Raw genomic sequence first — 12952 nt, 5'->3', positions numbered from 1 at the left:
TTTAAAGCGCCGCGCCCGCGCGCGTCGGCGGCAGATCCGCGATATCCCCCGGCACCCACTGCTCGTCGATGCGTACGAAGTTCTTGCGCTGGGTCAACTGCCATCCTTGCGCCGCCGGTTGCCAGCGTGCACTGCGCCAGGTCGGCAGCTCGCGTGCCAACGCCTCAGCGACGCCCGGGTTGTCGAGCCACGGTGCGGGTTGGTCGAGCACCCACCGAACGTCGGCTGGAACGCCGGTGTACGGCTTGCCACGCAGCCGCATGTCGTCGACCCGACCGATGTTGGCCACGCTTTCCAGCTTGACTGCGCGCGCGATGCACAGGCGTCGCGCGCCGGCCCAGTCGGCCAGTGAGGGCAACGGCTGGTACACCAAGAGCGCCTGCGACACAGCACCGCCGGAGACGCCGTTGGCAGGCGCCGCATACAAGCCGGCCGCCACGAGGATGTTCATCCACGACACCGTGGCTGCATTGTCGATCTCGACATTGACGGGCTCCTGGTCGTAGGCCAAGCCGTTGGCTACGCAAATCGGATCTCTACCCGGGCTGTCGCCTCGCGCTATGGCGATACGCATGGCAGTCTGCAGCGCATCCGCAGAAACCTCGGGAGGCCTCGGCCACCAAAGCACCGCGACAAACAGGGCGAGCAGCGTCGTGGCAACACCAAACGCTGCGTGCCGCCTCCCGTCGGCAGTGCCACGCGGTGTCGATTGATTTGTAGACGAACCAAGAGACGCAGCGACCGTCCGGGCGCGCTGCGAGCGGGGGCCCAGCGCAGCACCGCATGCGTCGCAAAACGGCGCCTTGTCATCGATCTGCTTCGAGCATGCTGCGCACCACATCGACTTCGCTACTTTGCACATGCTGGCCGTACGCCAGCGGCACCAGCGCGATCGGTTTTGCAGGCGTTGTCAGCGCAGCTCAATTGGCCATGCTCGGGTTACGCTTTTCTTCGTCGATCCGCTGTTGCTTTCTTACTGCATCGCACTGCGGGTGCGATTTGAATTCGGCCTTGGCACATTGATTGACCATGCACTGCGCCATGGCGATGAAGTTGCGCCCGGCGCATTCCGTCTGCGGGGCGGCCGGCGGTGGCGGGGGTGGCTCAGGCGCCGGAACCGGCGTCGGCGCCGCCGTGACCGGCGCGGCGGCGGCCACCACAGGCGCGGGTGCTTGAGCTTTCTTCGCCTTTGCAGATGCCGTCGCTACAGCGGTGCGAGCGGGTGCCGCGCGGGTTTCGGAGGTCCCACGCGCCGGCTGCGCCGTTGATGCGACTGACGCAGTCGCCGAGGCTGCCGGGGATGCGACGGCCGTGGTTATTTCGGCAGCCGGCGCCGGTTCAACAGCGCCCGTAGCAGCCGGTTTGCCTGCCGCTGGCACCCCCACTGACAAAACCTCTGTTGCTGGACCCCAGCCTGAAAACCAGTACCAGCCAGCGCCTGCAACGATGGCCGCCAACAGCACGATCACGCCTATTCCGGCGCCGCTGGAAGATTTCGGCTCAGGCAAAGTCAGCGGCGCCTCCGGATGACGGCGCGAAACGGCGTCGTCCGCTGCGACGAAAGTCGATCGAGGCGGGCCGGGTTGCAAGGAAGGTAGAGAGGAGGAAAGCGATGAAGGCGACAAGGCAGGGAACAGCGTCGATTCCGCTATGGATGGCTTCAGAAGAGTCACGTCCTCGGGCTGGTGCTTCGAGCGCGCAGCGGGGTTGACGATGACGGTTCTTTCGTCCTCGAATGGCACAGCGGGGGTAGTCGGTCGTATGGGCGCAGGATTGCCACGTTCCAGCGGACTGGGTGGCAATTTCCCTTTCTCCAACGGCGCGGGCTCGGTAGCAGGCCATTCGTTCACGTGCGCTGCTTCTGCGCGCAGCGTGGAACCCGACGTCAGCCTGCCGCCGCAACCCTTACAAAATCTGGCGCCGTCTCTATTTTCGGTGCCGCACGCGGGACATACCACAGCCATATCGCACCCCAAAGTATCTTTGTAACTATGTTAAACCGCGATCTGTCGGCTGTCATCACCCGATTCCGGCTTGTTACTGCTGACGCGCACCGGCCGCGCAAGACTCCGGCCTGATGCGCTCAGGTGACCGCGACTCGCTTCGGCTTGTTCACCATGCGCCTGGCGATCACTGCACCCAAAGCCAGCACCAGCTCCAGCGCCAGTCCCGGTTGTCGATTCGACATCTCGGAAAAGCGGATTGCCGTCAGTCTCCAAACGCGAGCCGGACCGGTCGCCACCACGTTGGCAGAGCGTGGCAGGCGCGAGAAAAACGAACCCTCTCCCACGACCGAGCCGGGGTTGAGGATGGCCAATTGCATCTGCCCCTTGTCGCCGATGAGGTGGACACTGAGTGCACCGCTCTCGATGAAGAACAGAGTTCGGTCGTGCGCGTTCTGGTCGATCAGGACCTGGCCGACGGCCAGGTCGGACACTTGCAAATAGCTGGCAAGCATCTCCCATTGCGGCGGCGTCAACGCTGGCGCAAAGGCGTCGTAGCTCGTGTTTTGCGAGACGGCGCGGCACAAATCCTGGATGGTCGATGACATGGCTTCAACACCTGCGTTAGGTGGCGCAGTATGGCGGAGTGCCTGCCAGAACAGCGACAAATGTCACGTTTGCATACGGATTGCTACTACTTTCCAATGCAAAAGCGGGAAAAAATCACACCCAATAAATCGTCAGGACCAAACTCGCCAGTGATTTCGTTCAACGCATTTTGCGCAAGGCGCAGCTCTTCAGCCAACAGATCGAGTTGCTGCGCCCGCGTAAGCAGATGCTCGTTGGCGATGCCGAGGTGCCCACTCACACGCTCCAGCGCCTGCACGTGTCGGGCGCGTGCCAGATAGGTCCCTTCGGGCACCGCCTGCCAACCGGCAACTTCGAGCAGTTTGTCGCGCAGCGCCCCGACGCCGAGGCCGGTCTTGGCGGACAACATGATTCCGGAGCGAGGGTGCGTGTTCGCGACCGCATCCCGCTTGTTCCAGACATTGACCACGGGTACCGACGATGAAAGCTTGGCTTGCAGGCCCTGAAGAATTTCATGGTCCGCCGCTGCGTAGATGTCGGTATCCGCGCGCGTCAAGTCGTGCAGAAAAAGCACCGCGTCGGCGCCTTCGATCTGACCCCAGGCACGCGCGACGCCGATCTTTTCGACCTCGTCGGTGCTGTCGCGCAGGCCCGCGGTGTCGGCAACGTGCACGGGCACGCCGTGGATCTGAATCGTTTGCGAGACGACGTCCCGCGTCGTGCCAGGCACCGCGCTCACGATGGCAAGCTCGGCGCCCGCCAGTGCATTCAACAACGAGCTTTTTCCTGCATTAGGCTGGCCGGCAATCACCACCTTAATCCCTTCTCGCAGCAACGCGCCCTGGCGTGCACGCCGTTGCACTGCGGTCACTTGTGCACGCAATGAATCGAGTTGCCCCGTGGCATCTGCCTTCTGCAAAAAGTCGATCTCTTCTTCCGGAAAGTCCAGCGTTGCCTCCACCAGCATTCGCAGATTGACCAGCGCATCGCGCAAGCTGTGAATCTCGCGCGAGAACTCGCCCGAAAGGGATCGCGACGCGCTGCGCACCGCCGCTTCAGTGCTGGCGTCGATCAGGTCCGCAATCGCTTCGGCCTGCGCCAGATCGATCTTGCCGTTCAAAAAGGCGCGCTGGCTGAACTCGCCAGGTTCTGCAATACGAAGATGGGGCAGCCTCGGAAGACTCGTCGCCGCGTCGATCTCCGTCGCAGCTTCGAGACAGCGCGCGACCAGCAGTTGCAGCACCACCGCGCCACCATGCGCTTGCAGCTCCAGCACGTCTTCCCCGGTGAACGAGTGCGGCGCCGGAAAATGAATCACCAGGCCACGATCGATCGGCTCACCCCGCGCGTCCCGAAACGGCAGGTAGGTCGCTTCGCGCGGCTTGAGTTCGCGTCCGCACAGCGCGTTGATCAGTGGCGCCAGGCGCGCGCCCGATACGCGGACGATCCCCACAGCGCCGCGCCCCGGCGCAGTGGCGACGGCGACGATCGGATCGTTCGTGCGAGACAGCATGGCGCGATTCTTTCAGTTCTTGGAGCACGTTCGGAGCGCTCACAAAAAAGGGCCGCTTTTGCGGCCCTTCAAGGTTGGGTATATGCGCCGCGGCTACTTTTTCCCCAATACGCCGAGGCGCTTGTTAATGAACCACTGCTGTGTGATGGACAAAGTGTTGTTGGTGATCCAGTAAAGCACCAGGCCGGCCGGGAAGAATATGAACATCACGCTGAAGGCCAGCGGCATGATCCACATCAACTTGGCCTGCATCGGATCGGGCGGGGTCGGGTTGAGCCAGGTCTGAAACAACGAGGTGCCGGTCATCACGACCGGAAGGATGTACCAGGGGTCTGGCGCCGAAAGGTCATGAATCCAGCCAATCCACGGCGCATGGCGCATTTCGACCGACGACAACAGCACCCAGTACAGCGCGATGAACACCGGGATCTGAATGACGATCGGCACGCAGCCACCCATCGGATTGACCTTTTCCTCGCGGTAGATGCGCATCATCTCTTGCTGCATCTCCTGCGGCTTGTCTTTCAGCCGCTCACGCATTTCAGTGACCTTCGGGCTTATGGACTTCATCTTGGCCATGCTGGCGTAGGCTTTGGCATTGAGCCAATAGAACGCTGCCTTCAGCAACACCACCAGCGCGACGATCGACCAACCCCAATTGCCCAGCAGTGCGTGGATCTCGTTGAGCAACCAGTAGAGCGGCTTGGAGATGATGGCGAAGATGCCGTAGTCCTTGACCAGGTCCAAGCCAGGCGCAGTCGCTTCAAGCGTGCGTTCGATTTCAGGGCCAGCGAACAAGCTGCTGCTGACGACCTGCGTGGTCCCGGGAGCAATCTTTGGCAAGGCGGCCACCATGGCGATCGAGTACAGGTTGTCGCCCAGATCGCGAACACGGAATTCACGCTTCAACTGGTCGCTGCCTGCCCCCGTCAACAGCCAGGCCGACACGAAGTAGTGCTGGACCATCGCGACCCAACCATCATTTGCGGCTGGCGGTGGCTCTGCCTTCCCCTTGGCAATGTCCTTGAAGTCGAGCTTGTGGAACTTCTTTTCGTTCGTATAAGCAGCCGGGCCTGTGAACGTATTGGTGCCGAACATCGTGCCCGCGGCCACCGTGCCGTGGCGCACCAGTTGCAGATAGAGCTGCGCGTCACGTGGCTTATCGCTCATGTTGACGACCTCGTGGCGCACGCCGATCGAATAGCTTCCGCGGTTGAAGATGTAGGTCTTGATGTACTTCAGACCACCGACGGGCTGGCTTTCGAAGGTCACTTCAAGCGCGTTCTGGCCATCGGCCATCTCATGCGGGCCTGATTTAACGGCCATCGGCGTCAGATGGTTCGGAAACCTGTCGCCACTGTCAACGGGGTTGATCAGGCCGGATTGGGCAACGTAACGCGTGGCTGGCGAGCCGTCTTCGAACAACACAACATGCTTGCTGCGATCGCCGTTGTCTTCGTACTTGAGCAGCTCGAGGTGATCGACGGTCGCGCCCTGGCTGTCGATGTCAGCCTTGAAGAGGTCGGTGGTGATGGCAATGCGTTCGCTCGCAGCCGGCGCTGCGGCTTGCGTCGGCACCGCGCCTGCCGCGCCCGAAGTAGAAGACGAGGCTGTCGGCACACCATTGGTTGCGCCGGCGGTGGCAGGCGCATTTGCAGCCACCGTCGGTTTACCCGAGGGCAAAAACGTCGGCTTGTTGCCGTTGAAGACTTGCCATTGGTCCCACAACAACACCAGTGAAAAGCCAAATATCACCCAGAGGATGGTTCGGCGGATATCGAGCATGTTCATGGCGAAGACTTCTTGTCGGGAGACAGACCAGCGAACAGTGACCTGGTTGGGTCACATGGGCGCTTGCCTTTGGTGGGAACTGGGTCGTGTCCGCCGGCGCAAAAAGGCTGGCAGCGAACAAGACGCTTCAAAGTGAAATAGCTGCCATGCGCTGCACCGTGGACCTCGAGCGCTTCGATCGCATAGACGGAGCAAGTGGGCGTAAAGCGGCACGAGGCGCCGAGCCAGGGGCTCAACAGCAAACGGTAAGCCTTTACCAGCCAGATCAGCACACCACGAATCATGCGCGTGCCCCTGCCGCCCGCTTCAAAAGCTGCTGCAGCTCTAGCCGCACAGCGGCCTTGAGCTTTTCGGAGGTCGCACTGACGAATTCCTTGCGATCGAAACCGGAGCGCAAGCGAACGACGTGCGCCGCTATCGGCAGGGTAACTTCCGGCGCTGCACTCACGTTGTAGATCTGGCGTTTGATGGCGTTGCGGGTCACCGCGCGTTTTGCCCATCGTTTGGGGACCATGGCACCGAGCCAGACGTCTTGTACGTCGAACAGGGTCGCGACTTCACCGGCCGGCACGTCGAGCGGGCAACGGTGCAATGCAAAGTGAGGAGTGCGCGCCACGGTGGAACCTGCGAGCACGGCTTGGAATTGCGCGCGGGTTTGGAGCCGCTGCATGGAAAGCAATCTCGACGCACCAGCAACCGGGGCCGACGGATCGAAATTTCGACGGTCCGGCAGTGGCGCGCGGACCGGTTTCAGACAGCCAGGCGCTTGCGGCCCTTGGCGCGGCGCGCGTTGATGACGGCGCGGCCACCGCGTGTCTTCATGCGGACCAGAAAACCGTGGGTACGGGCGCGGCGGACTTTGGATGCTTGGTAAGTGCGTTTCATGATGGTTCTTCCTGATATGCCCGACAGGTGCCGAGCCCCCCGAAACACAAAAAGGGTTTTCAGGGAAACCCGCGATTATCGCAAACATTTCTGTAAGCAACAATGATCGCTTGTTTGGCGTTGCTCTCGACGCTCTACAACTGCGTGCTGTCCCTGCGCTCCAGCGGCATTCCTTACCACCTTCTCATGACCTTTCCAGGTGTCTTCAGGAGTGTGGATAAGGTTTTGACAAGTTAGAATGTCGGGCGCTTGCCGCAGAGAATATCCACAATACAAAGACAAGAGAATGCCCGAGGGATTCACCACCATTTACAGCACCCATGTCGACTGACGACATCGGTGAAAGCCTGTGGCAGGCCTGCGTCGATCAGCTCGCCCAGGAGCTGTCGGAGCAACAATTCAATACCTGGATTAAACCGCTCACTGCACAGGTTGCGGACGATCTTTCGCGCATGACGGTGTTCGTCGCAAACCGCTTCAAGCTGGACTGGATTCGTGCCCAGTACGCGGGCAAGATCGCGTCGATGGCAGAGAAAATGTATGGCCAGCCTGTAGCTATTGAGTTAGCGCTCGCTCCGCGTGAAATGCCCGTTCGCTCTACGCCAATGGCGGTGATGTCCGAGACCGATGTACCGCGCGACGTCGCTGGGCCGGGAGAAGATCCAGCCGCGGCTGCTTTCAAGAACCGACTCAACTCCGGCCTCACTTTCGACACGCTGGTCGAAGGGACCGCCAATCGAATGGCGCGTGCCGCTGCCATGCACGTTGCCGGCATGCCGGGCCACTTGTACAACCCGCTTTTCATCTACGGCGGCGTTGGCTTGGGCAAGACCCACTTGATGCATGCTGTCGGCAACAAACTGCTCGCCGACCGGTCCGACGCCAAAGTTCTCTACATCCATGCCGAGCAGTTCGTGTCGGATGTGGTTAAGGCCTATCAACGCAAGACTTTCGACGAGTTCAAGGAGCGCTATCACTCGCTCGACTTGCTGCTCATCGACGACGTCCAGTTCTTTGCCAACAAGGACCGAACGCAAGAAGAGTTCTTCAATGCATTCGAGGCCTTGCTTGCCAAGAAGTCGCACATCGTGATGACAAGCGACACTTATCCGAAGGGCCTGGCCGACATTCACGAGCGACTTGTTTCACGATTCGATTCGGGTTTGACGGTCGCCATCGAGCCACCTGAACTGGAGATGCGCGTCGCCATCCTTATCAACAAGGCCCGTGCCGAGTCAGCTGAAATGCCGGAAGAGGTCGCATTCTTCGTCGCGAAGAACGTGCGCTCCAACGTTCGTGAACTTGAAGGCGCGCTGCGCAAGATCCTCGCCTACTCGCGCTTCAACCAGAAAGAGATCTCGATCGCACTGGCACGTGAAGCCCTGCGCGATTTGCTATCAATACAGAACCGGCAGATCTCTGTCGAGAACATCCAGAAGACGGTGGCCGACTATTACAAGATAAAGGTCGCCGACATGTACAGCAAGAAGCGCCCGGCCTCTATTGCGCGGCCACGGCAGATCGCGATGTACCTGGCCAAGGAACTGACCCAGAAGAGCCTTCCTGAGATCGGAGAACTCTTCGGTGGGCGTGACCATACGACGGTGCTGCACGCTGTGCGCAAGATCTCTGGAGAGCGCCAGCAACTGACCGAGCTCAATCAGCAGCTGCATGTGCTCGAGCAGACGCTCAAGGGTTGAAAAGCGAGCATCGAAACCATGATCTATTTGTCATCACAGATTCAAGCAAGACTGTCAAAGGACAACTCTGGGGACAGTTCCGGCACAAGCGGGCAGTTGTCCACAGGCCAGACGCAAACCGAAAAGTTATGCGCTTTGGCACGACAGCAGAAAACACGGCTACACACAGCCAGAGGGACGAGGCAAGTGCCTGTCAGGAAAGGAGAAAATGCCTCTTTCCACAGGGCAGCGCTGCCCTTATCTACTACTACTAAATTAAATTAAAGAAATAAGGAAGAGGTAAGAAATGATCGTCCTGAAGGCAAACCAAGACAAAGTCCTCTCCGCGCTGCAGTCGGTGGCGGGCATCGTCGAGCGCCGGCATACGCTGCCGATCCTGGCCAACGTGTTGATCCGCAAGACAGGCGGACAGTTGCAACTCACGACCAGTGATCTTGAAATCCAGATCCGCACGACATCAGAACTTGGTGGCGACGAAGGCAACTTCACGACGACCATTGGTGCGCGCAAGCTCATCGACATCCTGCGCACCATGCCGGCAGACCAGACCGTGAGCTTGGAGTCGAGTGCGAGCAAGCTGGTGCTGAAGGGCGGAAAAAGCCGCTTCACGTTGCAGTCGCTGCCGTCCGAAGACTTTCCGCTGGTGCAGGAAGCCGCCAACTTCGGACCCGTGTTCAGCGTCCCGCAAAAGACGCTTAAAGACCTTCTCAGCCAGGTTTCGTTTGCGATGGCAGTGCATGACATCCGGTACTACCTCAACGGCATCCTTTTCGTCGCCGAAGGCAAGCAATTGAGCCTGGTCGCGACCGATGGTCACCGCCTTGCTTTTGCATCAGCCACGCTCGACGTCGAAGTGCCACGGCAAGAAGTCATCCTTCCTCGCAAGACGGTGCTCGAGATGCAGCGCCTGCTCTCCGATGCCGAAGGCGCGATCGAAATGCAGTTCGCCAACAACCAGGCGAAGTTCAGTTTTGGCGGCATGGAGTTCGTCACCAAGCTGGTCGAGGGCAAATTCCCCGACTACAACCGCGTGATCCCCAAGAACCACAAGAACAGCGTGACGCTGGGTCGTGCACCATTGCTCGCCAGCTTGCAACGCACCGCCATCCTGACGAGCGAAAAGTTCAAGGGTGTGCGCCTCAATCTCGAGCCCGGCACTTTGCGCATTGCGTCGAGCAACGCAGAGCAGGAAGAAGCGCAAGACGAACTCGACATCGACTACGGTGGCGACGCGATCGAGATCGGCTTCAACGTGACCTACCTTATCGACGCATTGGCCAACATGGGCCAGGAGATGGTTAAGTTGGACTTGGCCGATTCGAACAGCTCGGCCCTGTTCACCATTCCCGACAACGCGAGTTTCAAGTACGTCGTGATGCCAATGCGAATTTAAAAAAATAAGCCAGTCTGTTTGCCCGAGTTAGCGAGTCAGTGAGCGAGAGGAAAGAGTCCCAATGAGCGAAGAAAACAAGCCGAAAGTTCCGTCGGAAGCCCCGCATACCGAACCGGTCTACACCCCTGAAATCGAAAGTGCGATTCCGGTTGAGATCATTGCGCCCGACACTTCGTATGGCGAAGGCTCCATCACGATCCTCGAGGGCTTGGAGGCGGTGCGTAAGCGCCCCGGCATGTACATCGGGGACACGTCCGACGGCACCGGTTTGCACCATCTTGTTTTCGAAGTGGTGGACAACTCGATCGACGAAGCGCTGGCCGGCTATTGCGACGACATCGTCGTCACCATCCATTCCGACAACTCGATTTCGGTCACTGACAACGGTCGCGGTATTCCGACCGGCGTGAAGATGGACGACAAGCACGAGCCCAAGCGCTCTGCCGCTGAAATCGCCTTGACCGAACTGCACGCAGGCGGCAAGTTCAACCAGAACAGCTACAAGGTGTCGGGTGGCCTGCACGGTGTGGGCGTGAGCTGCGTGAATGCGCTCAGCGTGAAGCTGCGCCTGGTGGTTCGTCGTGAAGGCAAGATCCACGAACTGGAGTTCAGCCGTGGCTTCGTGCAAAACCGTTTGCTCGAGATAGTGAACGGCGTTGAGGTGTCACCGATGAAGGTCATCGGCGAGACAGACAAGCGCGGCACCGAAGTTCATTTTTTGCCCGACACGACAATTTTCATCGAGAACTCGGACTTCCATTACGAGATCCTGAGCAAGCGTCTGCGTGAGCTGAGCTTCCTGAACAACGGCGTGCGCATTCGTTTGCTCGACGAACGCACAGGGAAGGAAGACGACTTCTCAGGCGCGGGCGGTGTGCGCGGCTTTGTCGAATTCATCAACAAAGGCAAGACCGTATTGCACCCCAATGTCTTCTACGCAGAGGGCAGGCGTCCGGCCGAAACCTATGGTGGCATCCCAGGTACGGAGATCGGCGTCGAAGTCGCGATGCAGTGGAACAGCGGCTACAACGAGCAAGTCCTGTGCTTCACCAACAACATTCCACAGCGTGACGGCGGCACCCACCTGACCGGCCTTCGCGCCGCGATGACCCGCGTCATCAACAAGTACATCGACGAGAACGATTTCGCCAAGAAGGCCAAGGTTGAAGTCACTGGCGATGACATGCGCGAAGGTCTGTGCTGCGTCATGAGCGTGAAGGTGCCCGAGCCTAAATTTTCCAGCCAAACCAAGGACAAGCTGGTGTCCAGCGAAGTGCGTGCACCGGTCGAAGACATCGTTGGCAAGTTGCTAGCCGACTATCTGCAAGAACGCCCGGCTGATGCCAAGATCATTTGCGGAAAGATTGTCGAAGCGGCCCGAGCGCGCGAAGCCGCCCGCAAGGCGCGCGAAATGACGCGCCGCAAGGGCGTGCTAGACGGCATGGGCTTGCCCGGAAAGCTGGCCGACTGCCAGGAAAAAGATCCGGCACTTTGCGAGGTCTACCTGGTGGAGGGTGACTCAGCCGGCGGCTCTGCCAAGCAGGGGCGAGATCGCAAGTTCCAGGCTATTCTTCCACTGCGCGGCAAGATCCTGAACGTGGAAAAGGCACGCTACGAAAAGCTGCTGACCAGCAACGAAATCCTGGTGATGATCACTGCGCTCGGTACGGGTATCGGCCGCGCAGGTGGGAGCAGTGCCGGCGGCGGTGCGGACGACTTTAACGTCGCCAAGCTGCGCTACCACCGGATCATCATCATGACCGACGCCGACGTCGACGGTGCCCACATCCGCACATTGCTGCTCACCTTCTTCTATCGCCAGATGCCCGAGTTGGTCGAACGCGGCCACATCTACATTGCCCAGCCGCCGCTCTACAAAGTGAAGGTCGGCAAGGAAGAGCAATACCTGAAAGACGGTCCGGCACTCGATGCCTTCCTGCTCAAGGTCGCATTAAAAGACGCGAGCATTGAAACCGGTGGCGCCAACTCGACCACGCTCTCTGGCGACACGTTGTCTGAACTGGCACGCAAGCACCAAGTGGCCGAAGCCGTGATCGCACGGCTGCGAAACTTCATGGATGCAGAGGCACTGCGCGCCATTGCAGACGGCGTCGCGCTCGACCTCGACAACCCGGGCAGTGCTGAGGCCTCGGCCGTCGCATTGCAGATCAAGCTGCGAGAGCTGAACAGCACCGGCGTGCCTGCCGAAGTTGCCAGCGAGTTCGACGTGCGCACCGACAAACCGTTGCTGCGCATCAGCCGCCGGCATCACGGCAATATCAAGAGCAGCGTCATCACGCAGGACTTCGTTCATGGCGCTGACTACGCAGCTCTGGCCTTGGCAGCCAACACCTTCCGCGACCTGCTGAGTTCCGAGGGCGCCGTTGTCAAACGTGGTGAGGGCGAACGTGCAAAGGAAGAAAAGGTAGCCGACTTCCGTATCGCCATGAAATGGCTGATCAGCGAAGCCGAGCGCACCACTTCACGGCAGCGCTACAAGGGCCTGGGCGAAATGAACCCCGAGCAGCTGTGGGAAACCACGATGGACCCGACCGTGCGTCGCCTCTTGCGCGTGCAGATCGACGATGCCATTGAGGCCGATCGCGTGTTCACGATGCTGATGGGCGACGAGGTGGAGCCGCGGCGGAATTTCATTGAACAGAATGCGCTGCGGGCTTCGAATATCGATGTTTGATCGTAACTAACGCGCCTTGATTTAGACAAAGACGCTACCTTCGGGTGGCGTTTTACTTGGTCAATCCGACCGAAGAGGGCGTGCGGTTTAAGAGTCGAGCGAGTTGAACAATCTGAGGATAGGTCTTGTGCAGCTTGCCGAAATGCAATTAGCAATAACGGTTGAATGCGGCGATTAATTCTTCGGGGGTCCATTTATGTCGCACGGCGGTGTGGGGCATTGAATATCTTTTGGGCGTAGCTTTACTTACAGCTCAAGCGCAACTGCAACGCACCTGATTGCACTGATAGCGCCGGCAAGAAAGCAGCCAAAAGCTCATGGCCAGCATCATTGCCGGCACTGCAACCGAAACTGTCGACCGCGCGCGTCTTTCCGGTCTCGGGTCAGTTGATCTTGCGTCCATGCGCCCTGCGGCTGGCGCGCCATTGCATCGATCGACTTTAT

The 12952-nt window shown here is 59.8% G+C and carries 11 protein-coding genes and 1 pseudogene; 3 read left to right on the top strand and 9 right to left on the bottom strand.

The annotated features are described in order from the left end of the window. Position 1: 1 nt before the first annotated feature. The 9 genes and pseudogenes from RCH10_RS00905 to rpmH all read right to left on the bottom strand — a co-directional run bounded on the left by RCH10_RS00905 (position 2) and on the right by rpmH (position 6720). Complete coding sequence (locus RCH10_RS00905; protein WP_323499682.1) at positions 2-574, bottom strand: hypothetical protein; 573 nt, start codon at positions 572-574, stop codon at positions 2-4. A gap of 346 nt (positions 575-920) precedes the next feature. After that, positions 921-1157 (bottom strand): hypothetical protein, encoded by a 237-nt coding sequence (locus RCH10_RS00900; protein ID WP_409051337.1) that lies wholly within the window; start codon positions 1155-1157, stop codon positions 921-923. Between the two features lie 738 nt (positions 1158-1895). Continuing rightward, positions 1896-1964, bottom strand: a pseudogene (locus RCH10_RS00895) (zinc-ribbon domain-containing protein); the annotation flags it as partial. A gap of 119 nt (positions 1965-2083) precedes the next feature. Beyond that, on the bottom strand, positions 2084-2551 hold the full coding sequence (locus RCH10_RS00890) for a Crp/Fnr family transcriptional regulator (RefSeq protein ID WP_187053739.1): 468 nt from the start codon (positions 2549-2551) through the stop codon (positions 2084-2086). Between the two features lie 86 nt (positions 2552-2637). Beyond that, positions 2638-4044 (bottom strand): tRNA uridine-5-carboxymethylaminomethyl(34) synthesis GTPase MnmE, encoded by a 1407-nt coding sequence (gene mnmE, locus RCH10_RS00885; protein ID WP_409050887.1) that lies wholly within the window; start codon positions 4042-4044, stop codon positions 2638-2640. Positions 4045-4137: 93 nt separating this feature from the next. Then, on the bottom strand, positions 4138-5829 hold the full coding sequence (yidC, locus tag RCH10_RS00880) for a membrane protein insertase YidC (protein ID WP_409051316.1): 1692 nt from the start codon (positions 5827-5829) through the stop codon (positions 4138-4140). Positions 5830-5831: 2 nt separating this feature from the next. Then, positions 5832-6119 (bottom strand): membrane protein insertion efficiency factor YidD, encoded by a 288-nt coding sequence (gene yidD, locus RCH10_RS00875; protein WP_323499685.1) that lies wholly within the window; start codon positions 6117-6119, stop codon positions 5832-5834. After that, positions 6116-6505 carry a ribonuclease P protein component gene (locus RCH10_RS00870; protein ID WP_187053742.1) on the bottom strand — a complete coding sequence of 130 codons (390 nt, stop codon included), beginning with the start codon at positions 6503-6505 and terminating at the stop codon, positions 6116-6118. Before RCH10_RS00870 ends, yidD begins: the two co-directional genes overlap by 4 nt. Before the next feature lie 80 nt (positions 6506-6585). Further along, positions 6586-6720: a 50S ribosomal protein L34 gene (rpmH, locus tag RCH10_RS00865; protein WP_007834827.1), complete on the bottom strand. Its 135-nt coding sequence runs from the start codon at positions 6718-6720 to the stop codon at positions 6586-6588. A gap of 320 nt (positions 6721-7040) precedes the next feature. Between rpmH and dnaA the strand changes: the two genes are divergently transcribed. The 3 genes from dnaA (at position 7041) to gyrB (ending at position 12508) form a co-directional block, all read left to right on the top strand. Further along, entirely contained in the window at positions 7041-8420 is a 1380-nt protein-coding gene (gene dnaA, locus RCH10_RS00860; RefSeq protein WP_409050886.1) for a chromosomal replication initiator protein DnaA, read from the top strand. A gap of 286 nt (positions 8421-8706) precedes the next feature. After that, positions 8707-9813, top strand: coding sequence for a DNA polymerase III subunit beta (dnaN, locus tag RCH10_RS00855; RefSeq protein WP_409050885.1), 1107 nt, complete (start codon positions 8707-8709; stop codon positions 9811-9813). A 61-nt stretch (positions 9814-9874) separates the two neighbouring features. Further along, entirely contained in the window at positions 9875-12508 is a 2634-nt protein-coding gene (gene gyrB / locus RCH10_RS00850; protein WP_323496768.1) for a DNA topoisomerase (ATP-hydrolyzing) subunit B, read from the top strand. Positions 12509-12952: the final 444 nt, after the last annotated feature.

Source organism: Variovorax sp. GrIS 2.14, from assembly GCF_046115955.1.
Lineage (GTDB): Bacteria > Pseudomonadota > Gammaproteobacteria > Burkholderiales > Burkholderiaceae_C > Variovorax.
Note: the sequence above shows the minus strand (reverse complement) of the source record. Positions and strands in the feature narration are given on the sequence as shown.

Excerpts from the sequence above, each read along its gene's own strand:
- RCH10_RS00890 (WP_187053739.1), bottom strand. The coding sequence starts at position 2,551 with ATGTCATCGACCATCCAGGATTTGTGCCGCGCCGTCTCGCAAAACACG.
- rpmH (WP_007834827.1), bottom strand. The coding sequence starts at position 6,720 with ATGAAACGCACTTACCAAGCATCCAAAGTCCGCCGCGCCCGTACCCAC.
- RCH10_RS00870 (WP_187053742.1), bottom strand. The coding sequence starts at position 6,505 with ATGCAGCGGCTCCAAACCCGCGCGCAATTCCAAGCCGTGCTCGCAGGT.
- mnmE (WP_409050887.1), bottom strand. The coding sequence starts at position 4,044 with ATGCTGTCTCGCACGAACGATCCGATCGTCGCCGTCGCCACTGCGCCG.
- yidD (WP_323499685.1), bottom strand. The coding sequence starts at position 6,119 with ATGATTCGTGGTGTGCTGATCTGGCTGGTAAAGGCTTACCGTTTGCTG.
- gyrB (WP_323496768.1), top strand. The coding sequence starts at position 9,875 with ATGAGCGAAGAAAACAAGCCGAAAGTTCCGTCGGAAGCCCCGCATACC.
- dnaA (WP_409050886.1), top strand. The coding sequence starts at position 7,041 with ATGTCGACTGACGACATCGGTGAAAGCCTGTGGCAGGCCTGCGTCGAT.
- dnaN (WP_409050885.1), top strand. The coding sequence starts at position 8,707 with ATGATCGTCCTGAAGGCAAACCAAGACAAAGTCCTCTCCGCGCTGCAG.
- RCH10_RS00905 (WP_323499682.1), bottom strand. The coding sequence starts at position 574 with ATGCGTATCGCCATAGCGCGAGGCGACAGCCCGGGTAGAGATCCGATT.
- yidC (WP_409051316.1), bottom strand. The coding sequence starts at position 5,829 with ATGCTCGATATCCGCCGAACCATCCTCTGGGTGATATTTGGCTTTTCA.